Source organism: Pinibacter aurantiacus, from assembly GCF_019130065.1.
In the GTDB taxonomy this organism is placed as follows: Bacteria; Bacteroidota; Bacteroidia; order Chitinophagales; family Chitinophagaceae; genus Pinibacter; species Pinibacter aurantiacus.
Map to the genome: position 1 here is coordinate 304,189 of NZ_JAHSPG010000015.1, position 26,022 is coordinate 330,210.

Annotated in this window: 25 protein-coding genes; 9 read left to right on the forward strand and 16 right to left on the reverse strand. The window is 41.0% G+C overall.

What is annotated here, in order from left to right; all coding sequences use genetic code 11:
• Positions 1–225: 225 nt before the first annotated feature.
• Complete coding sequence (locus tag KTO63_RS19725) at positions 226–471, forward strand: hypothetical protein (protein ID WP_217793538.1); 246 nt, start codon at positions 226–228, stop codon at positions 469–471.
• A 73-nt stretch (positions 472–544) separates the two neighbouring features.
• On the opposite strand, the gene KTO63_RS19730 is transcribed toward KTO63_RS19725, so the two are convergent.
• Together KTO63_RS19730 and KTO63_RS19735 are read right to left on the reverse strand one after the other, a co-directional pair.
• Complete coding sequence (locus tag KTO63_RS19730; RefSeq protein WP_217793539.1) at positions 545–1,258, reverse strand: endonuclease/exonuclease/phosphatase family protein; 714 nt, start codon at positions 1,256–1,258, stop codon at positions 545–547.
• 137 nt (positions 1,259–1,395) lie between these two features.
• Positions 1,396–1,887 carry a hypothetical protein gene (locus KTO63_RS19735; protein ID WP_217793541.1) on the reverse strand — a complete coding sequence of 164 codons (492 nt, stop codon included), beginning with the start codon at positions 1,885–1,887 and terminating at the stop codon, positions 1,396–1,398.
• A gap of 343 nt (positions 1,888–2,230) precedes the next feature.
• Here KTO63_RS19735 and KTO63_RS19740 point away from each other — a divergent pair, with 343 nt between their 5' ends.
• The 3 genes from KTO63_RS19740 to KTO63_RS19750 all read left to right on the forward strand — a co-directional run bounded on the left by KTO63_RS19740 (position 2,231) and on the right by KTO63_RS19750 (position 5,511).
• Positions 2,231–3,562, forward strand: a complete 1,332-nt coding sequence (locus KTO63_RS19740; RefSeq protein WP_217793543.1) for a Gfo/Idh/MocA family protein — start codon at positions 2,231–2,233, stop codon at positions 3,560–3,562.
• Positions 3,563–3,884: 322 nt separating this feature from the next.
• Positions 3,885–4,937, forward strand: a complete 1,053-nt coding sequence (locus KTO63_RS19745; protein ID WP_217793544.1) for a hypothetical protein — start codon at positions 3,885–3,887, stop codon at positions 4,935–4,937.
• A gap of 4 nt (positions 4,938–4,941) precedes the next feature.
• Complete coding sequence (locus KTO63_RS19750; RefSeq protein ID WP_217793546.1) at positions 4,942–5,511, forward strand: FUSC family protein; 570 nt, start codon at positions 4,942–4,944, stop codon at positions 5,509–5,511.
• A 178-nt stretch (positions 5,512–5,689) separates the two neighbouring features.
• On the opposite strand, the gene KTO63_RS19755 is transcribed toward KTO63_RS19750, so the two are convergent.
• The 6 genes from KTO63_RS19755 to KTO63_RS19780 form a co-directional block, all read right to left on the reverse strand.
• On the reverse strand, positions 5,690–7,339 hold the full coding sequence (locus KTO63_RS19755; protein WP_217793548.1) for an ABC-F family ATP-binding cassette domain-containing protein: 1,650 nt from the start codon (positions 7,337–7,339) through the stop codon (positions 5,690–5,692).
• 204 nt (positions 7,340–7,543) lie between these two features.
• Entirely contained in the window at positions 7,544–8,050 is a 507-nt protein-coding gene (locus tag KTO63_RS19760; RefSeq protein ID WP_217793550.1) for a hypothetical protein, read from the reverse strand.
• Positions 8,051–8,157: 107 nt separating this feature from the next.
• Entirely contained in the window at positions 8,158–9,084 is a 927-nt protein-coding gene (locus KTO63_RS19765) for a CPBP family intramembrane glutamic endopeptidase (RefSeq protein ID WP_217793552.1), read from the reverse strand.
• Positions 9,085–9,336: 252 nt separating this feature from the next.
• Entirely contained in the window at positions 9,337–10,278 is a 942-nt protein-coding gene (plsX, locus tag KTO63_RS19770) for a phosphate acyltransferase PlsX (RefSeq protein WP_217793554.1), read from the reverse strand.
• A gap of 38 nt (positions 10,279–10,316) precedes the next feature.
• Complete coding sequence (gene rpmF / locus KTO63_RS19775) at positions 10,317–10,511, reverse strand: 50S ribosomal protein L32 (RefSeq protein ID WP_217793555.1); 195 nt, start codon at positions 10,509–10,511, stop codon at positions 10,317–10,319.
• A gap of 26 nt (positions 10,512–10,537) precedes the next feature.
• Positions 10,538–11,083 carry a YceD family protein gene (locus KTO63_RS19780; RefSeq protein WP_217793557.1) on the reverse strand — a complete coding sequence of 182 codons (546 nt, stop codon included), beginning with the start codon at positions 11,081–11,083 and terminating at the stop codon, positions 10,538–10,540.
• Positions 11,084–11,248: 165 nt separating this feature from the next.
• On the opposite strand from KTO63_RS19780, the gene KTO63_RS19785 reads away from it, so the two are divergent.
• The 3 genes from KTO63_RS19785 (at position 11,249) to ligD (ending at position 13,365) form a co-directional block, all read left to right on the forward strand.
• Positions 11,249–11,446 carry a hypothetical protein gene (locus tag KTO63_RS19785; protein WP_217793558.1) on the forward strand — a complete coding sequence of 66 codons (198 nt, stop codon included), beginning with the start codon at positions 11,249–11,251 and terminating at the stop codon, positions 11,444–11,446.
• Positions 11,447–11,559: 113 nt separating this feature from the next.
• Positions 11,560–12,333 carry a non-homologous end joining protein Ku gene (gene ku / locus KTO63_RS19790; protein ID WP_217793560.1) on the forward strand — a complete coding sequence of 258 codons (774 nt, stop codon included), beginning with the start codon at positions 11,560–11,562 and terminating at the stop codon, positions 12,331–12,333.
• A gap of 123 nt (positions 12,334–12,456) precedes the next feature.
• Positions 12,457–13,365: a non-homologous end-joining DNA ligase gene (ligD, locus tag KTO63_RS19795; RefSeq protein ID WP_217793561.1), complete on the forward strand. Its 909-nt coding sequence runs from the start codon at positions 12,457–12,459 to the stop codon at positions 13,363–13,365.
• Between the two features lie 157 nt (positions 13,366–13,522).
• On the opposite strand, the gene KTO63_RS19800 is transcribed toward ligD, so the two are convergent.
• From KTO63_RS19800 to KTO63_RS19810, 3 genes are all read right to left on the reverse strand, one after another.
• The gene (locus tag KTO63_RS19800; RefSeq protein ID WP_217793563.1) at positions 13,523–14,458 is read right to left on the reverse strand and encodes an NAD(P)H-dependent flavin oxidoreductase; all 936 of its coding nucleotides are present in this window, start codon (positions 14,456–14,458) and stop codon (positions 13,523–13,525) included.
• Between the two features lie 127 nt (positions 14,459–14,585).
• Positions 14,586–15,617: a Smr/MutS family protein gene (locus KTO63_RS19805; RefSeq protein ID WP_217793565.1), complete on the reverse strand. Its 1,032-nt coding sequence runs from the start codon at positions 15,615–15,617 to the stop codon at positions 14,586–14,588.
• 286 nt (positions 15,618–15,903) lie between these two features.
• Positions 15,904–16,527: a DUF4294 domain-containing protein gene (locus KTO63_RS19810; RefSeq protein ID WP_317195786.1), complete on the reverse strand. Its 624-nt coding sequence runs from the start codon at positions 16,525–16,527 to the stop codon at positions 15,904–15,906.
• Positions 16,528–16,728: 201 nt separating this feature from the next.
• Here KTO63_RS19810 and KTO63_RS19815 point away from each other — a divergent pair, with 201 nt between their 5' ends.
• Positions 16,729–17,670 (forward strand): bifunctional riboflavin kinase/FAD synthetase, encoded by a 942-nt coding sequence (locus KTO63_RS19815; RefSeq protein ID WP_217793569.1) that lies wholly within the window; start codon positions 16,729–16,731, stop codon positions 17,668–17,670.
• Positions 17,671–17,787: 117 nt separating this feature from the next.
• On the opposite strand, the gene KTO63_RS19820 is transcribed toward KTO63_RS19815, so the two are convergent.
• From KTO63_RS19820 to KTO63_RS19835, 4 genes are all read right to left on the reverse strand, one after another.
• Positions 17,788–19,833, reverse strand: a complete 2,046-nt coding sequence (locus tag KTO63_RS19820; protein WP_217793571.1) for a DUF3857 domain-containing protein — start codon at positions 19,831–19,833, stop codon at positions 17,788–17,790.
• A 5-nt stretch (positions 19,834–19,838) separates the two neighbouring features.
• Positions 19,839–21,740, reverse strand: a complete 1,902-nt coding sequence (locus KTO63_RS19825; RefSeq protein WP_217793573.1) for a transglutaminase-like domain-containing protein — start codon at positions 21,738–21,740, stop codon at positions 19,839–19,841.
• Positions 21,741–22,071: 331 nt separating this feature from the next.
• Positions 22,072–23,046, reverse strand: coding sequence for a lipoyl synthase (gene lipA, locus KTO63_RS19830; protein WP_262902012.1), 975 nt, complete (start codon positions 23,044–23,046; stop codon positions 22,072–22,074).
• A gap of 106 nt (positions 23,047–23,152) precedes the next feature.
• On the reverse strand, positions 23,153–23,968 hold the full coding sequence (locus tag KTO63_RS19835) for a hypothetical protein (RefSeq protein WP_217793576.1): 816 nt from the start codon (positions 23,966–23,968) through the stop codon (positions 23,153–23,155).
• 148 nt (positions 23,969–24,116) lie between these two features.
• Here KTO63_RS19835 and KTO63_RS19840 point away from each other — a divergent pair, with 148 nt between their 5' ends.
• Positions 24,117–24,521 carry an OsmC family protein gene (locus KTO63_RS19840; RefSeq protein WP_217793577.1) on the forward strand — a complete coding sequence of 135 codons (405 nt, stop codon included), beginning with the start codon at positions 24,117–24,119 and terminating at the stop codon, positions 24,519–24,521.
• An 84-nt stretch (positions 24,522–24,605) separates the two neighbouring features.
• On the opposite strand, the gene KTO63_RS19845 is transcribed toward KTO63_RS19840, so the two are convergent.
• Positions 24,606–25,787 carry an AIR synthase related protein gene (locus KTO63_RS19845; RefSeq protein ID WP_217793580.1) on the reverse strand — a complete coding sequence of 394 codons (1,182 nt, stop codon included), beginning with the start codon at positions 25,785–25,787 and terminating at the stop codon, positions 24,606–24,608.
• Positions 25,788–26,022: the final 235 nt, after the last annotated feature.

The following is a 26,022-nucleotide window of genomic DNA, read 5'->3' on the forward strand; positions in this document are numbered from 1 at the left end:
ACAACATCTTTAATAATAGGACTGATACTTCTCATGTTGGAGATAGGTTTCTATCAAAAAACGATCATTCCGTTATGGATTGCTTTTTCTGTCATATTGATTTCATCTACTATCACCTTTTTTATTCTTAAAAAGGACTATCAACAGACATATTTAAGTAAAAAAATAATTTACCCCATAGCTCAAAGTGTTGGCTCTTTTGGATTCATTACATGTTACTTGTTTATGGCCATTAACTTCCAATTCGCGGATAAAGAAACCACTGTTAAAACAGTTTCAATCATATCAGAGAATACAATCGGAACACAAAATCCAAGCACTGCAATAAACATTGACTACGATGGATCAGAGAAACAAATTGTTTTTAGCTCAATTGAGAAAAACGAAGTTTCTGCAGCAACCACTGTGAGACTTACAGTAAAAAAAGGATTCTTTGGGTATGACGTTTTATACGACATACAACTAAAGTAGCTCTATTTCATTTTAACTCTAAATTCAATATGTGTTTTATTACGGCAGATGAACTTTTATAGATGACCATGTGCTAAGAAGTAAATGTTACCATCACAGGAACATGATCGCTATACTGTTTCCAAAATTCATAATCTCCGATCTCTACCGATTGAATTTTGTCTATCATGTCAGTTGATGCAAAACAATAGTCAAGGTGATAGGGTTTGTTCTTGTGCTTGTACAAATAAAAAGTAGGATGTTCTTCTTTACCTTGTACTTGTTTGTGATGTAAATGATAACAACTAAAGATTCCTTTCTCTTCGAGTCGTTTCACCACATTTGAATGATTGCCGATTCTGTGTTGCCTATCCCAAATCGTATTACTATTAAAGTCTCCGACCAATACCGTTTTCTTGTTCCTTATTTTTTTATCATAATGATCAATTGCCTTCCAAACCTGTTCGATATATCGACCATCAGGATCGTCCGGGTTGTTCGCCCAGATTGCGTACAGCGTGAACTTTGTGTCATTCCCCGTGACAGCAATGGGAATAATCATTTTCAATTCTGGATTGTGATTCTTAAGTAATTTAAGCCTAAAGCCATTGTAAGAAAAAATGCCAAGTCCTTTATTCTTGTTGCTGCCAAACCAAAGCGTGTCGTTGGGTATTGGCATCGCCGGGTTGTATTTCAATTTGTCTGGATGTTCGCATTCGGGAATAATCAAAACTTCGGGCGTGTGAGCCAAAATAAACTCCGCCTTTTTCCTGAAAGCCATATTACAGTTCCACGTTATGATTTTCATTTAGCGGAATGTTTGATTAGAATTACCCACACAAGCTACAATTTGGTGAAGTGTGTCACCCAAGGTTCCGCAAGCCTCACTAAAGGTAAATTGTTCCTTAGAATTACAAATGCTGATTTATGTATTCAATCTTTGTTTTATAATACGTTAGTGTAAGGTCTTAGCTGGTCTTCAATCTTCTCAATAATTTGTTTGTTCGGTGAAGTAATTTGTCCCCAACCATCAGAGGCTGAACCAGGAATAGCTATTTCTATTGTCCACCCGAAGTTTGTCAACGCTCGATACCGTTTATCGTCAGCCAAATTGGTCGCTTTCAGCTTTAGTGAAGCTGCATCATGAAATACCGCATAACAGCCTTGTTCATCCCACACATCAATAAATTGTAGAAATTCAATCTTGGAAATCGAAAAATCAACGTCAAATCCTTTTAGCGATGGAGTTAATATCAGTCCTTTGCTTTGTATTTCAAATTTAAACTCAGTTCGTTGCATTCCGAATTGCCTAAAGTTTTCAATAGTGACATTGTCACTTCCTAACTCTGCCGCAAATAGAATGATTTCTTTCGGACATTCGAAAATCTCCAGTGCGAAACATCTTTCATTTAAGTCTTTTCTTCTATACCTTTCCATACGAAAAATTTTAGCGATAGTTTTCTGCGAGTGTTAGGACTTTACAAACTATTTTTTCTTTCCTCTTTGGAGATTTAAATCTAAGTCATGCAAATATAATCTTGGTTGGAAAAGTCAATTTTGAAATCTCTTTTTGTAAGAAATACATACCGATATAGCAATGCTTCGCCACCTAAGTCACCGACAAAGGGTTTAGGTAGCGAGGAAGTGAACTTACTAATTATTCAGGAAATCAAAAAACAGGTAAGCATTGAAGAAATTGTCAAATTATCCCATAATATTATCATTGATTAAATTTTAAACAGACTCTTAGTATATTCAAACAAAAATTACTACCAGCTATATGAAAAATGAAGAAAAAAATAACAATGTTTCCCGCCGCTCATTCATGGGCAGTACCGCAATGGCCCTTGCAGGGATTATGATTGTTCCCAGGCACGTGCTGGGTGGAAAGAGTAAAGCAGGACTTCTTTATACCGCACCCAGTGATATGATTAACCTCGGACTGATTGGCGGAGGTAAGCAGGGTAAAATATTGTCTTCCTATTTCCTGAAAACAGAACAGATTCGTTTTGTGGCGCTGAGTGAGGTGTATGACGCAAAAACAGAGCTTACACTCAAACACATTAAAGATAGCTACGCAAAGATGCCACAGCTAGGCAACTATGCCGATATAGCGGTGCACAAAGATTTTAGGGAACTATTGTCCCGTAAAGATGTAGATGCTGTGGTAATTGCAACCCCTGATCATTGGCATGCAGCTATGGCAGTGCGGGCAGCCGAAGCTGGAAAAGATATTTATTGTGAGAAGCCCATGGCCCTTACCGTTAAAGAAGGAAGAGCAATGGTGAATGCTACTCGTAAATACAATCGCGTATTTCAAACGGGAAGCATGCAGCGTTCATGGCCAGAATTCAGGCAAGCAGCAGAGCTTATTCGTAACGGCTACATTGGAGAAATTAAATCAGTAAAGGTGAATGTAGGCCCTCCGCCTAAGCCATATGACCTTCCTGCAGAACCGATGCCGGAAGGGCTTGACTGGAGCAAATGGCTGGGGCCTAATGCAGAACAATCTGTGTTTAATGCAGAGCTGGCGCCACCTGTAAGCAAAGATGTATATCCGAACTGGCGCAACTATCGTGAATTTGGGGGTGGCATGGTGACTGACTGGGGCGCTCATATGTTTGACATTGTTCAATGGGCGCTTGACATGGATCATAGCGGCCCGGTAGAAGTAATTGCACCCGATGGTGGCGAACACCCATTCCTTACATACAAATATGCGAACGGAATAATTATGACGCATGAGAAATGGGAATGGAACAATGCCATTCAGTTTATCGGCACCGAAGGAGAACTTAAAGTGCAACGTGGAAAACTGGAAACTAATCCCGCCTCGCTAAAAGACAGAGTGATTGGTGATACAGAGAAACATGTGTATCGCAGCACGGATCATTACAAAGATTTCCTCGATGCTATGCGCAAAAGAACCATGCCAATTTGTGATGTGGAGATTGGGCAACGCACAGCAACTGTATGCAATATCGGTAACATTGCTTATCGTCTTAATCGTAGCCTGACTTGGGACCCTGTGAAGGAGAAATTTAAGCACGACGCAGAAGCCAATCAATTGTTGGGAAGAAAGATGAATAAAACCTGGGGAGTACACATATAGTTCCGGATACCGGCCTTTCCATAAAACCAATTTCAAAGCGCTAATTTTTAGCGCTTTTTTTTATTGTATCCATTCAAATGGGACCGGATTCGTTGGATGATTGGCAAACCGGATTTCTGACCTCTTACATGAGGTTGATAAATGAGCAACATCAACACAAAAAGAGCCACACTCTTTCAAAAAACGGCAGTAAAACAACCACTTCAGCAACGGCAGTTTACCGTTAAACGCTTCCTATCTCGTTAAAAAATTTGTACTTTATAGAGAGTTTGATACTCTCTCCTTGCTAACACTTGAACCTTGTCCTTATAATAACTCTATTATGCAAAAATCACATGCCCCGGTAAAGCCGGCAAAGAAAAAAAGCATTAAAGCCAAGGGAAGGCACCAGCCTAAACCAGCTAAAAAAACTGCTACAAAGTCAACACCTTCTTCCGGCCCAACAACTGAGAACGGACATCCGGAAACCAGCTCGTGGGTGGGAAAGATACCACACATAGAGCAGGGTGTATATTCTGACGGTCTTCCCTATCCGGATTTTAACTATCTCGCATTCAAGCTCATCCTTAAGCCCAACCGCTTTATTTCGAGAGACAGTTTGTTCGATTTCGCAAAAGTGATCAAAGCGCCTGCGGCAGAGCATGGGGTTAGTTATAACATACACAACTATATTGACGCTCCTACTAAAATCCGCGAGATCATTTTTATTGACACGGATGACTTCAGACTGTATAACAACTCTTTCATTTTGCGTCGCCGCATAACATATGTAAACGGATTCCCGGAAGGCGATCCTGAGATTGTCTTCAAGTTTAGAAATGCAGATCTACAGAAGACTGCAGAAACAGATGTACGGCCGCAAATACAGGGAGATTACACCGTCAAATTTAAGTGCCAGGTATTGCCACTAAAAGAAAAGCTCGGCGGTGTACGCATTCTATACTCCAATAATGTGCAGTTCCCGCGCAAAAATGTAACGCAGAGTGATGTGCTTTCTTTTGATGTTATATCTGAAGTATTTCCGGCCCTGCAATCGCTGAAACAGAAAGAAGGAGAAAGAATTAATCTCGTAAACAACGCCATTGTAGAAGAAGTGCTGCAGGATATTTGCCTGCTCGATTTCGGGGATGGGCTTACCGCAAAGGCAAATGTGGGCATCTGGCGCACCCGTGGCGAGCATCGTCCTCTCATTGGAGAATTTGCTTACCAGATTAAATTTAAAGACAGAAGAGAACTGACCCGGGAAGCAATGCAACGTGCAGAAGCATTTTTTCTTGCACTACAGTATTCAGCAAAGGACTGGATGGCTTTGAACGCCACAAAAACGGGCATTGTGTATAGACTGCTCGGCAATCCGCCTAAATCCAACGAGTAAAAATATGGCACGACCATCATCACAAAGAGCTGAGGCGTTAATGAAACGGCTTGGCCTTTCTTTCGATCACATTCTTGCGATGCGGTTTGCAGTAAACGTTGGCATTGCTACATGGATCACTTGGGTCACATTAAGGTCCATCGAGGACACCAATCCCATTTGGGCAATCGCATCAATGGTAGCAGCATCGGATCCTCAACCTGCCGAAGCACGAAAGATGTTCAGAGCAAGACTCATCAATGTATTGGTTGGTTGTGCAGTCGGGCTCCTGTTTCTGCTGATCGGAGGTGCAAAGGAATGGCTGCTTCCAATTGCGCTGGGCACTACAGTACTGATATCATCATACGTTGTTCGCATTAAAACGATGTGGCGACAAGCGCCTATTACAGCCGCAGTAGTTATAGCTGCCAGCATTACACATGGTGCTTCTGCAAGAGTGGGTATACAATATGGCCTTCACAAAGTTGGAGAAGTAATTTTCGGTTGTCTCGTCGGTTTCTTAGTGAGCCTTGCCATGTCAAGACTCTGGCTTATCCAGCGCAATCCGGAAGAAACAAAAGTCTTATCGAAGTGAATTACGTCCGAAGTCAAAAGTAAAAAATCAAAATTCAAAAGTTTGTAACATAATCGCAAACTCCAGCGAAAACAAATCAGCGTAAATCAGTCCATTCAGCGTCATCTGTGTGCTCCCTCCAAAAAAGAAGCCCGGCTGAATTTAATCAGACGGGCGTTCAAAAAAATCTAAAACTATCTTATGCTAAAACTTTATCGCCATACATTTCTGCACGCAATTGTTTTACTCTGTCGTCTTCAAGATATTCGTCAAATGTCATCAACCTGTCGAGAGCACCGCTCGGTGTAATTTCTATTACACGATTTGCCACGGACTGCATGAACGTATGGTCATGAGATGTCAACAACACTACGCCTTTAAATGTCGTCATGCTTTCGTTGAAGCTTTGAATGCTTTCCAGGTCAAGGTGGTTCGTAGGCTCATCAAGAACAACTACGTTAGGGTTTTGCAGCATCATACGGCTCACCATGCAACGTACTTTTTCACCCCCACTCAATACTCCTACTTTCTTCATGATCTCATCTCCGCTGAACAACATCTTTCCAAGGAATCCGCGAAGGAATGGTTCATCCACGTCCGTAACCGTTGGCGGCACATATTGACGCAACCAATCCATCAGGTTAAGGTCTTTGCTATTCTCAAAAAACTCACTGTTGTCGTTAGGCAAATAAGCGGCAGTGATGGTTGTACCCCACTCAAATTTACCACCGTCTGCTTGCGCTTTATTGTCAATGATCTCAAAGAAAGAAGTCAATGCCAAAGGATCTTTCGAGAAGAAAGCGATCTTATCATTTTTGCTTACAGAGAAACTAATGTCTTTGAAAAGAATACGTCCGTCATCAGCTTTCTTCGTTAATTTTTCAACGTTCAGAATCTGGTTACCAACTTCCCTATCCTGTTTGAAAATGATACCAGGATATTTACGGTTAGACGGCTCGATATCTTCAATAACCAATTTCTCCAATGCTTTCTTACGGCTGGTAGCTTGTTTACTTTTAGAAGCGTTCGCACTGAATCGCGCAATGAAGTCAAGCAAGTCTTTACGCTTTTCTTCCATCTTCTTGTTCTTGTCAGTCATTTGACGTGCAGCCAATTGGCTTGACTCATACCAGAATGTATAGTTACCAGTGTAGATTTTAATTTTCTGACGATCAACGTCTGCTACGTGGGTACAAACCGCATCCAAAAAGTGACGGTCGTGCGATACAACAATTACAATGTTTTCGTACTCTGCCAGGAAGTTTTCCAACCAGCTGATTGTTTCTACGTCAAGGTGGTTCGTAGGCTCATCCAGGATTAGTGCATCAGGATTTCCAAACAGTGCCTGTGCTAACAATACACGCACTTTCAAACTACCACTTACATCTTTCATCAAAGAGCCGTGATATTCTTCTTTCACACCCAACTCGCTTAGCAAACTTCCCGCATCGCTTTCTGCAGTGTAACCGCCCATTTCGCCAAACTCACCTTCCAATTCACCCGCACGGATACCGTCTTCTTCGGTGAAATCCTCTTTGGCGTAAATAGCGTCACGTTCCTGTGATACTTCCCACATTTTTTTGTGGCCCATTAACACCGTATTCAACACAGTAATTTCGTCAAATTCAAAGTGGTTTTGTTTCAACACGGCCATACGCTCACCGGGAGTAATGCTTACAGAACCTTTACTTGGTTCTATTTCACCAGATAAGATCTTTAAAAAAGTAGACTTACCTGCACCGTTCGCTCCGATAACGCCATAACAGTTGCCTTTGTTAAACGTTAAATTCACTTCGTCAAACAATACCCTTTTTCCAAATGATAGAGAAACATTATTAACCGTAATCATGTAATTGCTAAATTTTTCGAGTTGCAAAGGTACGATAATACAGGCAGGAGAAAAAGTAAAAAGGCAAAAGTAAAAAGTCAAAAACGTTAACGTTCTACCTTTACAATTTCACGCGAAGGCGCAAAGAAGCAAAGACCGCAAAGGATATCTAGTTTGCAATAACATATGTATAATCAATACGTTATCTTTTTGACTTTTGAATTCTTACTTTTTACTTGCTTTAATTTCCAGCGTAAACTCACCTTTGTAAGGTTTCTCCGCCATTAAATCCTCTCCTATTATCAATTTGTAAAGTCCTGTTCTCTTAATATCATAATTAAGCTCCTTTCCAAACGGCCCATCAGAGGATTTGTCCGGCATAAATATCTGGTTGAACCGGATATTGCCTTTGCCAGCCGGAGTTATGATCCTGGCGGATAAAACGCCCTTATTTCTAACCTGGAAATTACAGGAAACCGGCGCAGATTTCTTAAGGATTCTAACTGTCAAACTATCCCCATTTTGTGGTAGTTCCAGATTTAATACGGAATCAGTTTGGACCGCACCGCTTTCCGGAGATTTGGCAGGCGAAGAAGCCGTATCGTCCGTGTGTTTTTCTATCCGTTCCTGTGTCACACTATCTGCACGTCCCTCAGTAACAGGTGATTTTGAACCATTGTTGTTGCAGGAAACAATTGCAAAACAGGCAATTAGAAACAATGTGCTTTTCATGGGAAAACTTTGAGGGATTTGCTAAAAAACCATTCCCAAATATTCGTTAGGATGTTACGACCAGATGACATTCGTACATCGTACATCGTACATCGACTGAAGTGTTATTAATGTCCAAAAAGATTCCCCAAATATCCTCCTACTTCCATCATCCACGCAATGCCAAGATGCACCATTAAACCACCGAGAATGGAGCGGGTTCTGTAGGTGATACAGCCCAATAAAAATCCGCCGAAGAAACTCGAAATACATTCCAGCAAAGGTTTACCAAAATGTATGCTGCAATAAAATGCGGCCATTGGCAAAATAGCATCTGGACCGACGTATCGCGCAAATGCTATCACTAAAAAGCCCCGAAAAAAAAGCTCAATACTTACAAAGTCCAGTCCGTAAGAAATCTCATACAGCAAATGATAAACCCAGTTGTTTGAAGTATGTTCATCGATGAAATAGATGTTTTTCATTTTGGGATAGGCCTGCAAAAAATCGTGCTGCGTAGAAGCAAAGGTTATCAGTGGAATCATGCACAAGAGCATAACGGCATAGGGTTGCCATACAAATCCTTTTGTTGTGAAGCCCCAAAAGCTTTCATCGTTTTGCCATATTTTTCTTGCTAACCACAACAAACAAACTGTAATGCATAACCGAAGTGGCAGGTCAACGATAACACCCACATACTGCGACCATGGAGACGCCAAAACCTCATTAAGCAAGGCTTTCCAGCCGCTTGCGCTTACCTTGACAGCAAATATTGCGGGAGCGACAAAGACCAACACCCAAAACAATTTATCTTTTGTGAGCAGTTCTTTTTTGAAAAGAAAAATAATCAGATAAGGAATGATGAATGCTGTTAAATAGATAAAATAAAAACCAAAAAATTGCTTTACCCCTCTATAACCGTAAATAACTTCCGTTTCTATATGATAAGTGTAATTCAATGTGATAAGCAACGCTACAACTGGAATAACGCATAACAATATGCGCTTATCAATAATGGAAAAGGAATACTTTATGTAGGTGAAAATTGTTTTCAAGCGATGATTTTAAGGAGCGCCCGCCTGAATGGCTTTAGTCGGGCAGGCAGATTTTGATGATCGTGAAGATATGTTATGATTTGAGAAGTCGAAACTCAAAATGAAAATTAAAAAATCAAAACTCTGAACCTAATAATTAAGCCAGGACGATAAACAAACTCCGTTGAAGACTGGAAGCAGTAAACAAACGAAAGATTAACCTATAAAAATCAGGGAAAATCATGACAATCTGCGTCATCGGCGTGACTTCTCTTAACTCTTAAAGCTTTCCTGCATTTTATCCAGGAATTTTGAGTCGATCATTTTTGCAGCAAGTTTGATCATGTTCATGAAAGCCTTAGCGTGGGAAATGCCGTGGCCGATAATTACAGGTTTGGAAACCCCAAGAACGGGCGTTCCTCCGTAATTTTCGAAGTTGAATTGTTCAAGGTATTCGTGGCGAATGCCTTTTTGATGGGTGATCTCGTAAAAAGATTCAGCCATTTTGAGGATCACATTTCCTGTGAACCCTTCGCAAACCATTACGTCTGCTTTGTCAATGAAAATGTCCCGGCCCTCTATGTTTCCAACGAAGTTGATCTGGTTATTTTCCTTAAGCAAAGGATAAGTACCCTGCGCAAGAATATTACCTTTTCCTTCTTCTTCACCTATGTTTACCAATCCCACTTTAGGATTTTCAATGCCTAAAATGTATTTGGAATAAAGCGAGCCAAGAATAGCAAATTGGTTCAGATGTTCCGGCTTGCAATCTGCATTGAGGCCTACATCTAACAATAAACCAGCGGTGCCATCTTGTTTTGGAATAATTGTAGAAATAGTGGGGCGTAAAATACCTTCAATAGCTTTAATGCTGTACATGGCTCCTACCAGCATTGCACCGGTGTTGCCTGCACTGATAAAGGCATCGATCTTTCCTTTTGCCAAAGCATAAAAACCGACAGCTATAGAAGACTGTTGTTTTTCCTTTAGCGCTTTTGTGGGGTGCTCGTTCATCTCAATTACCTGAGGAGCGTGCACCACGGAAATATTTGGAGCATTCACATTGAACTGTTCCAAAAGGGGTCGAACTTTCTCTTCGTCACCGAAAAGCACAAAATTAGCCGGAGAAACATGTTCATTCATGAATAGATGAAGGCCCTTCACAGCTTCAAGCGGTGCAAAGTCTCCACCCATTATGTCTAATCCAATGTTCATCTCCGGCCAAGCTATTAAATAAATCTATTAACTAAGGACTATTTCTTGATGGGTGCTTTTTCAGCTACCAATTTACCTTTGTAAAACAATTTACCTTCGCTCACGTGTGCACGATGACGTACGTGTGTTTCACCAGTTGTGCTGTCTACACTCAAAGTTGTTGTTTCAGCTTTGTAGTGTGTTCTTCTTTTAGCAGAACGTTGCTGTGAATGACGTCGTTTGGGATTTGGCATAACTCAACAATTTATAATACAAATAATCAATTATCTAAATCTTTAAATTTCTCTAACCCTTTCCAGATGGGGTTTTGGGTTTCGTTGTTCCCCGTGTCCATCTTTTTCAACATATCAAGAACCTCTTTATTGCATTTGGGTCCGCCCATTTCATCTTCACTGCACATTTTCTGCATCGGGATACTAAGGTTAATAAACTCATAGATCCAATCAGATACATGTAAATGGCTCTCGGTTCTGGAAATATAATAAACATCGGGATCTTCCTCTTGTTCGTTCATTTCCTCCGGGTTTTCCACCAGTTTCACGACTATGTTAAATTCGTCCCACAAATTAAATGGGAGCGGATTTCCACAACGGTCGCAAACTACTTCCAGTTTGCCGCCAATTTCAAACTTCAACAACATAAAGCCTGTCTTCTTATCAAGACTTAACTTTACAGTGGCGTCTACATTTGAAAAATCCTGCGCCTGGTACGCTTCAAAGAATTTATCTTTAATTTCATAGTTATATTCATGAACACCTGGCTTTAAACCCACAAATGCGATATCAAATTCCCTACGATGACTCATGAATGCCCTTTTAAAGAGTTTGCAAAGGTAAGGGATATTTTTGGAAAAATATCTTTCTCTTAAAACAAATTTAATCAACTAGTTAATATTCTCACTGTCCAATTTTTTCCACAGCCCTCCGTCCCTAAAATGGAACAATTTTTTAACGTGTTCAAAATAAATGACATGGCTAAGAAATCCATTATAAATCAGCCTGATCAGAATAAGCATTCGGGCAAACCAGATCCTAAAAAACCTAACAGCGACCCAAAGCACCAGGCAGAACTACACAAAAGAACGAATAAAAAAGGATACAACGAGCAGACAACAAGTAATACTCCGGGTGCGAGGAAAACGTCGAATGAGGATAAGCATGATGGTTAAGGCTCTACGCTTAATGCCTAACGCTTAACGCAGTACTATGTGCTGCACCCTGCGTTAAGCGTTAGGCGTTAGGCCTTCAGCGTTAAAATATCTCAAACTAAAAACTTCAAACAATGAGAGCAATTTGGACCGGATCGCTGGGCTTCGGCCTGGTTAACATCCCTGTTAAATTGTACAGCGCTGTGGAAGACAGCACTTTAGATCTTGATATGCTGGACAAAAAGGATCATTCGCACATTAAATTTTTGCGGGTGAATGAGAAAACCGGCAAGGAAGTGAAATGGGAAAACATTGTGAAAGGTTATGACCTCGATGGTAAATATGTAATACTTACGGATGAAGATTTCCAAAAAGCCAGTCCCGAAAAGACCAAACATATTGAGATCCTGCAGTTTGTGGAACAAGCGGAGGTGGATTCAATGTATTACGAGTCACCTTATTACCTGGCGCCGGAAAAAACGGGTGCTAAAGCTTATGCCCTTTTGAGGGACGCCTTGGAGAAATCAGGCAAGGCTGGTGTGGGGACCTATGTTTTGAGAAACAAGGAAAACATCGGGTTGATCAAAGTATCGGGCGACGCGCTGGTGCTGAACAAGATGAGGTTTGGGGAAGAAATACGTTCCACAGAAGAATTGAAGCTTCCTGAAGCCAATCCTAAAGCGACAGAGTTAAAGATGGCGATGGCGCTGATCGACCAGCTTACGGAGAAGTTCGACATGTCGAAATACCACGATACTTATTCTGACGAGCTGATGAAGCTGATCAAAGCAAAAGCAAAAGGTAAAGTCATTACTCCTGGTCCGCTTAAAGTGGTGCATTCAAAATCAAAAGATCTGATGTCACAATTAAAGGCAAGTTTGGAAGGTGGAAAAAAGAAAGCGAGTTAGGTAATTGAAAGTTGAAAATTGAAAATGGTTGCCGTAGGGGCGAATCGCATTCGCCCTGTTGCACCGAACGTACCATATTTAACAATTTCGTACGATCGACCTTGATCAAACAAAAATCATTTTATGGAAAATACAGTCACCGTTGATAAACATACTTTGGAGTTTACAAACCTGGATAAGATCTATTGGCCGAAAGAAAAATATACGAAGGGCGATGTGATCCTTTACTATGAGAAAATCGCTTCTTACATTTTGCCTTATTTAAAGAACAGGCCATTATCGCTTTTGCGTCACCCAAACGGTATTGAGCAGCCGGCGTTTTTCCATAAAGATGTTGGCGATAGCGCACCAAAGTGGATCCAGAAATTTGAAATATTTTCTGAATCCGCCAATAAGGATATCAATTACATTGTTTGCAATAACAAAGCGACATTATTGTACGTCGCGAACCTTGGAAGCATTGAAATCAATCCTTGGAACTCTACCATTAAAAAACCAGAAAATCCAGATTACATCGTCATCGATATTGATCCGTCAGATGGAAACACTTTTGACCAGGTGGTGGAAACAGCATTGGCGGTAAAAGAAATTCTGGACAAAGCAGGAATTGATGGCTATTGCAAAACGTCGGGAGCATCCGGGTTGCATATATATATTCCCTTTGGAGCAAAATACAACTATGATCAGGCGAGGGATTTCGCGCATGTGATCGCTTCGCTTACAGTTGAATTATTACCAGATTTCACAACGCTTGAACGTTCGTTGTCAAAACGTGGCAAGAACAATATTTATGTTGATTTTCTTCAAAACAGAAGAGGACAAACGCTTGCATGTGCTTATAGCATACGCCCCAAGCCAGGGGCTACTGTATCTACTCCGTTGGAATGGAAAGAGGTTAAGAAAGGATTGACTCCTGCGCAGTTTGATTTTAAAAATATTTTCAAAAGACTTGAAAAGAAAGGTGATTTGTTTGCTCCTGTGTTGGAAAAAGGAATTGATATGAAAAAGGCGCTGAAGAACCTGGGAGTGTGAACGAAGGCACACTGATGACACGGATTGGACGGATTTACACGGATCTTTTTGGGGCACTCAGAAGACACTTTATCTAGCAGATTTTCACAGACTATTATATAATGGCAAATTCAAACAAGTGTCGAAAACTAATCCGTGTAAATCCGTCCAATCAGTGTCATCTGTGTGCTAATTGGCGCAAGCAGTCATTGTATTCTTTCCAGATATTTTCAACTACTTCCGCAGCTGGCAGGATATCTTTTACCAAAGCACTTACCTGTCCTATTTCCAATTCGCCTTCATCAAGATCGCCTTCGAACATGCCTCTTTTGGCGCGACCGCGGCCAAGGAGTGTTTTCATTTCTTCTTCTGACGCGCCGGAAAGTTCCGCTTGCTTCACCGCTTCAAAAAAATGGTTTCGCAGAAGACGCACAGGTGCCAATTTTTTCATGCTTAACAATGTATCTCCTTCTTCACTATTGATAACGGCGTTCTTAAAATTAATGTGTGACGAAGCTTCGTGTGTTGCGACGAAACGAGTTCCAAACTGCACGCCCTGTGCGCCAAGCACCATCGCTGCCAGCATCTGCCTGCCAGTTGCAAAACCACCTGCGGCAATCACAGGAATTTGTACAGCATCAACCACTGCAGGAATGAGCACCATTGAAGTAGTTTCCTCTCTCCCGTTGTGGCCGCCAGCTTCAAAGCCCTCCGCTACCACAGCGTCGCAACCTGCCTGCTGTGCCTTTAACGCAAACTTGCTGCTGCTTACAACATGCACTACTGTAATTCCTTTCTCTTTCAAAACGCTTGTCCAGGTTTTTGGATTGCCGGCAGAAGTGAAAACAATCTTTACGCCTTCGTCGATAATTGTTTGTATGTGCTTGTCAATATCAGGATATAACAAAGGTACATTTACTGCAAAAGGCTTGTCTGTTGCGGCTTTGCATTGTTGAATGTGATAACGCAATACATCGGGATACATACTTCCGCTGCCTATTATTCCTAAACCTCCGGCATTACTAACGGCACTGGCTAAGCGCCATCCGCTGGCCCAGATCATGCCGGCTTGTACAATGGGGTATTTGGTGTGGAAGATACTTGTTATGTTCATATGGCTGAAGTGAATGAATAACTGAATAACTGAATGACTGAATAACTGAGGGGTTGATAGTTATCGACCAAAATCGAAAATGAGCTACTCAGTTATTCAGTTATTCAGTTATTCAGTTACTTCTTGATTAGTATTGAAAATAAATTTCCGTGGCTCCGTAACCATACGACGCATGGTACTGGTTAACGAAAAATTTTACTTCTTTGCGGTGCTTTAGCAGATCGTGTATTTCATCACGCAGTTTGCCGCTGCCAACACCATGTATTACGGTGAGGCTGGGCTGCCTGTGTTGCAAGGCAAGTTCATAATACTTTTCAAACTCACTTAACTGGAACGACAGTATTTCGAAGTTGCTCATGTGCTTCCAGTTGTCGGTGATCTTTTCCATGTGCAGATCGACCACAGTGCGTGCAGGCGGCAAGTTTTGGCGCACTTTGGAAGCGTCGTAAACTTTGAAGCCTTTTGCAGCCAGTTTACCTAATTCAAATGTGTCAGGTTCCACCGTTTTTTGTGGATAAACATCAAACAGCTGATAAGAAAATGTAGGTTCACCTTTCTCTTTCAGTTCTTCAATCTTTGTAAAAAGCTGTTTGGGCTTCAGTTTGAGATTGCTTTCAAAATGTGAAGCCTTATCTTTTTCCGGAGTGATCAAAGAGAATTCAAATTCAAAATTCGGGTTGTCGCTGAGGTCTGAAAATGGTACATCGTGCAAATAAAAATCCTCAAATGCATGCACCTGGTTTTTCAAACCAAATTCAGACTTGCCGAAATAATTGACTTTATATTCGAAGTTGTAACCGGTTTCGGTTTGATTGATGAGGTGTATTTTGAAAAGTTCTACTACTTCATCTCCAAATTCGTCTGTTTCAAATTTTGGCAGGAAGCTTAACCAAACACCATTGGAAACTTTTTTGCCGATGGCTTTCGGTTTTTCCTTGGGCACCTGGTCTATATATTGTTTCGGCTTTTTTGCCGGTGGTGTTACCAGTTTTTTTTCTGTAAATCTTTTAAAGTATGGGTAATCAAGCTGGTCGTTATAAGCGGGAAATTTCACGCCTTTTATTTCAACCATAACCATTGTGTCGTTAATAATATCAATCACCTCTCCTTCTTCGTTGGTAAGCTTTACCAATACTTTGTCGCCAACTTCAAATTTCATGCGGAATTAATTCTAATCTAGATTAAAAAAGTAGTGCAAAGGTACAATTTTCACGCGAAGCTTTTTGTTTCACGCAGAGGAGCAGAGACAATTCACGCAAAGGCGCAAAGAAGCAAAGGACGCAAAGAGATTGCTTTTTGCGCAAAAATGTTTTATGTTCAATAGTATTACTTCAGTTGAAGAGTGCGACGCAAGGATGTTTAATTGAAATACAAATGCTTAGTTCAAAATCGGTCTTAACTTTTTGTATTACAATCTTGGAGTGCAGGGTGAATGCGATTCGCCCCTACATTTTTGGATACATTCTTTCTACTTCCAGCACGATGCTTTCAATCTGTTTGTCGTCGCCGGAGGCGTCGTAGGGTTGCTTTAAGCTGCTATTGAAGAAGAAGGCAACGGTTTGGTAAACGCGTGCGGTAAAACCACCTTTATATTCTTTGATGATGTCGTAGCAGTTGTTGCCGGTTTGACGGTTGATCAGCTTCATCAACACTTTTCCCTGGTAAACGGAAAGATTGGTGAGCGGCTCAGTAAAATCTTTCCTGAGTTCCTTTTCCCTTGATTGAATATACTTTTTGCGTTGGCTTTCATCCATTTTGGCAACTTTGTTATTGATGTCGTTAAGGATGATGCCCGCTCTTCTCGCGTATGGATAAGTGACATACACAGCGTTGCGCAATCTTGTCCATGCCTCAAGGCGTTTGCGCATTTCAGGTGGCATTGGAGCCTGTACCCAGGTCCATTCGAGCGTGTTTGCGGGATAAAGTTCGCCGTCGGCGATTTTAGCGGGAACCGGTATCGTATCATTCGGGCCAAGTTCAGGATGCTTGACACTTCCCAGCGTGTCCTTTGTCTCCTGCGCACGAGCGCTGGTTACGGAAAGGAGAGCACCTAAAAAAAGGACGGCCACAAAATGATATTTACGCGTCAGGGTCATGTTTACGACTACAATCTAAATATTATTCCAATAATGACAAAAAACTAACCTAAAAAGCTGTCTTAAATACTTTAAAAAATAGTAAAGTTTTTAAAGGTCACTGATTTTCAATTGCAACATGAAAAGCTTGCACAAATCACTCTAACTGATTTAGTATTAACTTCGTTCGCAATTATGCAGGTTCATACAAATATCGAATCGCTTCCATCATTCAGGAATGCGGTTGTTACTATAGGCACATTTGACGGCGTACACATCGGGCATCAAAAAATACTTAACCAGCTGAAACAAGAGGCAAAACTTGTTGACGGCGAAACGGTTGTGATCACATTTCACCCCCATCCAAAAAAAGTGGTGACAACAAATGCGGACCCGGTTTATCTTTTAAACACCCCCGAAGAAAAAATTGCGCTGCTTGAAAAACAAGGCATTCACCACGTCGTAATCATTCCTTTTACAGAAGCATTTGCAAACCAGACGGCTACAGAATATATCGAGCATTTTCTTTGGCAAAAATTCAAACCGCATACACTGATCATCGGTTACGACCACAAGTTTGGAAAGAACAGAAGCGGTGATTATCATCTGCTTGAAAAATACGCTCCGGAGCTGGGCTTTCGTTTGATTGAAATTCCTGAACATCTTTTAAATGAGGTAACAGTGAGCTCTACACGCATTCGCCATGATTTGAAAGCGGGAAAAATCAACGAAGCAAATTCACTACTTGGATATACCTATTCTTTTGAAGGAAAGGTTATTGAAGGAAATAAACTTGGCCGCACAATCGGCTTTCCAACTGCCAATCTTCAAATTTTAAATGAGGAAAAGCTTATTCCGGGAAACGGGGTATATGCAGTTAGTGTGATAATTGAACATTCAACCATTCATGCGTACCACGGCATGATGAATATCGGCATCCGCCCCACTATCAATGGCACCAACAGAGTGATCGAGGTAAATATTTTTGATTTCAACGAAGATATTTATGGGCAAACGCTGCGTGTCTTCGTTCATCAGTTTCTTCGCCATGAACAAAAGTTTGCGGGGCTTGATGCGTTGAAGGGACAGTTGGCGGAGGATAGGAAAAATGCGGAAGCGTTTTTAATTAATAATTAATAATGAATAATTAATAGGTGTAGCTGCGAAATAAAAATTAAACTCAACTCTGTTCAAATAACGACAAGGCCGCATTCAATCACGAATGCGGCCTTATTAATTTTTAATTCCTAATTATTAATTTTTCTTCAACAGTATTTTGGCATTATAAAACCCCTGCGCCGATTTTGTAAACGCTGTTATTTTATTCCAATCTGATGCAGGATAAAAGTTGTTGATGTAATATTTTGTTGTGTGTATCACAAGATTTTTCCCGTCTATTTTGGCGGTTGAAACAAATGCCCCTGATCCGTTTTCGGATTTGATATTGAAGTTCTCAACACCTTCTACTGTATAGCCATCAGGAATTGCAAATACAATGTCGTTGGAAAAAGTTCTTGGATAAGCCATATAGATATCTCTCGTTCTTTTCAATTGATCATCTTTAATTTCCAATTGTTTTTCGATCACCTTTCCAAGTTCGATGATTGTATTTGGCCCCGCTTTTTTTGTCAGGTTTTCTATTGTAAAATTTTCAGAGTACTCTGTGGTTGGCTGCGTTTCCCACATGCCAATGCTTTTCAGATTGAGCTTGAAGTTGGAAATCTTCACATCCATTTCAGATTCTATCTCATCCTTTATACGCTTGTCTCTGTCGTTGTAATCTGTCGTAAGTCGCTGTTCGTATTTATCTTTTTCTTTGTTATAATCTTTAATGATGCCGCCCATCAAACGAGATCTTTCTACCTGGTACTTAGGCAAATCGTAGGCTTTAAGATAGTCATAGTTAGTAACCACCAATCCCTGGTGATACTCTTTTGTATGCCCCTTTGCAACGATATTTCTTTGAACGTTGATCTTCGTTTTATCCGCATCGTCCAATGAAACTTTTATCTGCATATTGGTGACGTTTTGCTCCATTGAAGAGGTTCCAACAGTATCCAGATTATCTATTGTATATTTTACTGCAGCAGTCGTGCCTTCGTATTGGTAAGCGGTTTCATTGGCTATAGAAAACGGTGTTGGCCTGGTAATGTAAATTTTAGGCGTTGTATTTACACGAATCACGATGTCGCATGACGACAGATTTACCAGGTTGGCAAATGGCCCATAGCCGCGTGAAGGCGCCAGCATAAGATCGTGGCTGATCTTGTATTTATCAAGGCATTGACTCATCACCAGGAAGAATTCCATTGGCAAATTGTCCAGTCGCAAAGGATTTCCCTGCTGAATGCCGAAATAAGCTTTCAGGTAAAGAGGATTGCGGAGAAGATTATACAACTCATACGTAATCTTTTTCTGATCTGTTTCGCCTTTGAAATTTCCTTTCATGTAATCGACAACCACGCCGATGTCAATTCCGGGAAATCTGCTTATATCGTTCAGTGTATTTACAGCCAATGTTTTTGCATCAGGCGATACCTGCCTGCTTTTGATGCGGTACCTGAAGTTTGGCGCTGTTCTGTAATCATAGTCCCACAGCAGATCTGGAGATTTTTCACGCATGTTATCTTCCAACGTATATACTACACATCCATCACCAAATGATCTCTGGAATTCAGGTGCACCATTGAAGCTTTTGTAAGTAAGCTCCAATTTGTCATACAGGTTAAAACGCAATGTTTGTTTTATTACCGGGTATTTCATTTCCAGCAATTCTTCATCACTTACCGAAGAACTGTTATCGTCTTTGAGCGCGGCGAAATAATCAATGATGTCACCTGGTTCAAGATTGGGAATAGGAATTTTTAATTCCTTGTTGCTACCCGCATCTTCTTTAACAGCGTCCTTCAGATCAATCTCTTTTTCAGTGCCATTGGCCTTAATTACTTTGATGCCCAAAATCCTGTAACGCAGGGCTTTCCCAAACAAATTTGTTTTAACCGTGTTGTTGTTAAAAGACATTTCGGAAAATTCCTGCACAGCAGCTTTATCCTGTAGCTTAATGCGATAGTGAGAATTGAAAGTTTCATGATAACCCGCCTTTGCCGTTTCCCATGAATGCTCTCTTAAAACAGCGATCAAAACAGCCGATTCATTTTTCCATTTTTCCGGTACTTTGGTTATTTTAAACTCTGCGGGAGCCTCATCCCACATTTGTTCTTTCACCTTTTTTTCGGTCTGGGAAAAAAGGGCACAGCTTAACATCACGTTACAACCCAACGTAAGCAATACTTTCTTCATAGAAGTTATTTTTTAAGGACTATTTGGTTATCGTAAGATTTAATCAGTTCTTTAACGGCGTTGTTCCATTTGGAGAAATTCTTCTTTTGAATAACGCCTTCTGGTATGTTCAGTTCTTTTGTGTAGATCACTTTGTCGCCTTCCTGTTTGTATTGAACATTGAAAGAAAATTCAGGTTCTTTAATGTTGATGTTATCCGGAAGAGTTGCCACTTTATAACCCTGTGGCACCGCTAATGTTACTGTTATTTTCTCGTGTATTCTTTCTTCAAAGTCAACATCACTTTGCCTGTCGTCTTTGATTACCCAGCTTTGAAAACTTTTTGAAGGATCAAGATCAACATAGCATTCGTTGTTAAATGAACTTACAGCGCCGGGATAAGAATAGTTACAGTCAAATGACAGCATACCTTCTCTTTGATCCAGGTTCGGCAATTTCAAGTTGGTTATTTTGATCTTGTCATTGCCGTCAGAGGCAAAACTGTTTACCCATTCCGATTTGTCGTCGTTCTTAGTGTAGTGGTATTGATAGAGGAAATTCTTTTTGGATTCTCCTTTTAATGTCACTGTGCATTTCCCTTCCAGCGCTTCGCCATTGATGGTTGCGGTAACGTTCCTCACATCTGCATCGCTATCAGCAACTGGAATTTTTTCAAGGATAAATTTATTTCCATCCTCAATCATCGCAGGGCGTCCCTGTATGCGCAAAGCGTTTTCACCAAACGGAACATATTTTTCCGTTCCATCAAGGAAATATTTTTTGCCGTTCAGGATCAATGTACAGATCATGTGATTATTAGCTGCTAACGTAGGAATTGACTCATACATGATGTGGCGTGTACCTATCCATGTTAGCCTGGCATCGAAACCGGCTGCTTTCAGCATTTCTTTGGTAAGGTTTGCCATGCCTTTACAATCGCCGTATTTTTTTTCAAATACATGCTGCGCCTCATCGGGTTTGAACGCAGCAACGCCATCTTCAAAAGCGATGTAGCGGATGTTGTCCTGTACCCAGTAATAAATCGCCTTTACTTTTTCTTCGTCTGTTTTTTTATCTTTTGTAAGTTGATTAACGGTCGATTGAAGGGCTTGCCTGTTGGGCTGCAACTGACTTGCAAGGCCGCTGTACCAATTGTACAGATCTGCATTGGAAGACAGGATCATCATTTGCTTTCCCGAAACGTTGGCAGATTTTGGAAGTATGAGCAAATGCGGATAAGTATATTGCATGCCGCGTTCCGCCCGCTCCGTTTTCATTCCTTTCAACTTTGTAGCGGTGTATTCAATAACCTTGTCGCTGCCATCGGCCGTTTCCGACTTCTTTATGGAATAGCCATCGAAATTGAATTCTTTGATCTCTATGTCCAGCTCTTTGGGTATAACCAGTTTTATCTTTTTTTCTGCTGTTGGATAGGAAGATGGGAAAAAAATGGTGCTCAAATATTTTGCGTCGTAGATCTTCTTTTCAAAATGTGTGTGCCAAACCTCTCCTACTTCTTTTAATCTTAGCTGGTGACCGCAGAACTTGCTGTCGTCGAAAAACAACCCATCACTGGTGTAGGTGCCACAAACTTTTTTATCGTCCGGTGCTTTTTGATGCAGGTTACTTTCTGCGTAAAATTTCTCAATTTTCGAGTTACCATCATAAACCTGCAAAAGACTTATTCCATCATTGTATCGCAACGACAGCAGATCCTCATCGCCTGATATCTCCACTTTCGCACCGGCTTTACTGTCCTTCGAAAACTCGTAGGTTGTAGCCGTGTTAAGCACATATGCTTTATCGTCTTTGAATTGTTGTTGCAAGTCCTTCGCCATTTTAGGGTAATCCTGGCAAAAAGATATAAGTGGTAAACAGCTCAGGGAAAGAAAAGCCGTTTTCTTTAAAGCGGTATTCAGTAAGTTCACTGGTCTAAAGGTTTACGATGTTCGAAAATTGGTCTGCTATTTAACGCATTTAGCTCTTTACTGTTGTGCAAGAGTATTTACAGGCGGGAAGATTTTAGTTTTTCCGGGAAGAAAAACAAATCTGTTTCGACGAGTAAGGGTCTTTGCAGTCAGGGGTTACTAAACCGGTTTTAGCAGTAGCAAAATAAAATGTATTGGTTATTAAAACAATATCGCCAAACTACTATTTGAACATTATTAAATAAATAAAGCGTAAAACGGTGACTGCCTTGGCAATAAATAAAGAAGCCGCAAAACATTTTGCGGCTTCTTTGATGAAAATCATATGTTCTTATGCGATCAGCATAGCTTTTTCTTCTTCCCATTTTTGTCTGCCATAGCCAGGAACAATGTGTTTTTCGCTATGATAACTTGAACGAACCAACGGACCACTTTCTACATAGTCAATGCCCAGTTCGTAACCAATTTCCCTGTACTCTTTGAATTCGTCAGGATGGACAAAACGCTGAACCGGCAAATGTTTTTTAGTTGGCTGCAAATACTGGCCAATTGTAATAACATCCACTTTGCTTTCAGCAAGGTCTTTTATTGTTTGAATAACTTCCTCTTTAGTTTCGCCTAACCCTAGCATGATGCCGCTTTTGGTACGCATACCACCTTCTTTCAGTGTGCGCAGTACTTCCATGCTGCGCCAGTATTTGGCTTGTATACGCACTTTGCGGGTTAGGCGCTCAACTGTTTCAATATTGTGAGAAACCACTTCAGGAGCAGCTTCAATAATGCGTTGAATGTTCTCTTTTTCTCCTTTAAAATCCGGGATCAAAGTTTCGAGCGTGGTATCCGGGTTCAAAGATTTCACGGCTTTGATGGTATTGTACCAAATGATAGAACCACCATCTTTTACTTCGTCTCTGTCAACGGAAGTAATAACGGCATGTTTTACTTTCATCAGGTGAATCGCTTCTGCCACGCGTTGTGGTTCGTCCCAGTCAATCGGATCGGGGCGACCGGTTGCTACGGCGCAAAATCCACAGCTACGGGTACAAACGTTACCCAAAATCATAAAGGTAGCAGTTCCTTCTCCCCAGCATTCACCCATGTTAGGGCAATTTCCGCTTTCGCAGATCGTATGAAGTTTGTGGGTATCTACAAGGCCGCGTACATGTTTGTAGCTTTCTCCGGTGGGAAGTTTTACGCGCAGCCAATTGGGTTTTTTAATCTTAGATTCAGTTTCAACTATATTTGAGACGATAGGTAATTCCTGCATAGCTTTTTCCTTTTTCCTTTTTCCATGATCTCCCGACATTCGACCGGGATTAATTAATTCTAATTCAATAACTTAATACAACAAACAATCGATCGATGAATCATTATCCCCATCTTGCGGAAAAAATTCATTCTGCAAAAATACGTTACTTGCGCCTTCCAAACAGTATTGTTAAATAAGCGTTGAAAAAGAACTTCTTTTCCGTTACCAGCAGCATCTGTTCTACACCTGTAAAATAATATTCTGCATTTACACCAGCTTCGATAGCGGCTATGGTTGGATTGAATTTTGCGTAGTCAAAGCGCAAGGCAGCTTTCGCATGTAAACCGGGAGCAAATTTCATTTTGCCCCAGCCTTTGAAAGGTCCGGAACTTCCAAGCACCACGTTTTCATACACTCCTGTTGAGTCCATGTAAAAATCTTTTGATGGCACGCTTACTGTTTGCCTGGTTGTAGCGTCCACAACGTCGAGGTAGTAAGGTTTCATCAACCCGGCAGAAATACCGCCGGCACCAATTGCAGTAACGGCAACACCGTTCTTATTTCCTTTCCCACCAATAAGATATTGCTGGCCCATGCCTATTTTGAACTGATAAAAATTATTGACTTTGCCATAGATCGCCTGGTTCAACTGACCGAATGCATCGACACCGATGGATTGTTTTTCTTCCTTCGGATGCTTTTTCTCGTTAAACTCAAATTGTAAAAGAGTCGTTTTGCGCGGCGTTTTGTATTTGCCTTTTTCGAAAGAGATCCCGTAGCCATCGGTAGCTAGCTTTATACCGAAGGCGCTATGTTTATTAAAAATAATTTCATCTTCTTCGTGCAGTCTCGCCTTACTGTTTTCCTTTGCTTTTTTGTTTGCCTTTGCGCTTGACTTTGCGGGCTGTGTAGGTTGGTTTTGGGCCATGGTACACAAGCATACGAACAAGCCTAGTGGTAGCAACAGTATTTTTTTCATCCGGTGAATTATTATTTTTTAAATAGTCTGCCGAGGATTTCTTGGTCTATTCTATTACAATCTCGTACAATATTTCCTTATAAAAAAATTATCGCAGCAAGATAAGTCTTAAGCGTTTATGTAGGTAAATTTAGGGCAAAAATTGATAATGACTGCATCTGTTATTTACGAGGGAAATTTGCGTTGCAAAGTAACCCATAATCAAAGTGGAACGGTAATAGAAACTGACGCTCCTACCGATAATAAGGGCAAAGGCGAACGCTTTTCACCTACCGATACTGTTTGCGTGGCGCTGGCAACCTGTGTGGTCACCACAATGGGGATCAAAGCCAATGAAATGGGCATTGTGCTGGATGGCACTACCATCGACATTCAAAAATACATGCTGGCAGATCCGCGCCGCATCGGCAAAATTGATGTGACTTTGAAATTTCCTAAAACGCTGAATTTATCTGAGAAAGATATTACGATCCTGGAGAGAACGGGAAACAATTGCCCTGTGGCGAAGAGTTTGAGCGGAGAGCTGGAGCAGAATATTACTTACGTTTGGTAATTGAAAGTTGAGAGTTGAGAATGGAGAGTTGAGAGTTCTTTGGATACTATCATACATTTTTAACTCTCAACTCTCAACTCTCAACTAAAAATTATAGACAAGCTCTTCCGTCTGCGGCAACTTAATCACCAACTCCTTCTTATCGTTCCACTCTACCCTTCCCACAACTTTTGCCTCCATGCCGAATGATGCGGCCATTTGGATCATGCTTTCAGCGTTTGCGCCCGGAGTGAAGATTTCAAGACGGTGGCCCATGTTGAAAACCTGGTACATTTCACGGTTATCGCTATGCGACGCTTCCTGGATGAGTTTGAAAATAAGTGGCGTTTCAAATAAGTTATCCTTAATGATCCTGAAATTATCAGGAAGATATTTCATGCATTTTGTTTGTCCGCCGCCACTGCAGTGAATAAGGCCATGCACTGCGTCCAGATTTTCAGATAACAGCTTTTTAAGGAACGGTGCATAGGTGCGGGTTGGACTCAACAATAAATGACCAATGTCCATTTTGCCAAAACCTTCCACTTCTATTTCGTCGGTCATTCTGTGTGGCCCAATGTACACAACACTTTCGTCCAGCATCGTATCATAAGATTCCGGGAAACGGGCGCCATATGTTTTGTGTAAAGAATCGTGACGTGCACTTGTTAAACCATTGCTTCCCAAACCGCTATTGTAAGCTGTTTCAAAGTTTGCTTTACCAAAACTTGCCACGCCTACAATTACGTCTCCGGCTTGTATTTTATCGTTGGTAACCAATTTATCTTTTGGCCAGCGAGCAGTCATGGTACCATTTACAGCGATTGTTCGTACCACATCTCCTACGTCTGCAGTTTCGCCGCCGAGGTAGTGAATGTTCACTCCGTAGGTTTTCATTTCGTCGAAAAACTCCTGTGTACCGTTTATGATTGTTTCCAGCACTTCGCCGGGAATGAGGCGTTTATTTCTATCAATTGTAGAGGAAAAAAGCAGATTATCGTGAATGCCTACGCAAAGCAAATCATCAATGTTCATCACGATCGCATCCTGGGCGATGCCTTTCCATACCGACAAATCGCCTGTTTCTTTCCAATACAGGTAAGCGAGGATGCTCTTGGTGCCCGCTCCATCCGCGTGCATCAAGTTCACCCAATTGGCATCGTTACCCAAAAAATCGGGATATATTTTACAAAAAGCATTGACATACAAACCTTTATCTAACTTTTCTGTTGCTTTGTGTACTTCTTCTTTTTGGGCAGATACGCCGCGCTGATTGTATAACGACATGAAGGTTTCGATTTGAGCGGCAAAACTAGTTTTTTTAGTTGAGAGTTGAGAATGGAGAGTTGAGAATTGAAAGCAGGAATGCAGATTCTCACGATTTTAATGACCTATCATGATAATTAACTCCGGCGGAAATACCGGAACTGAAAATGGCAGCCTCATCGGCTGCCATTTTCATTAAATATTGTTATTATTTTCCTTCATTCTCCATTCTCAACTCTCCATTCTCAACTATCGA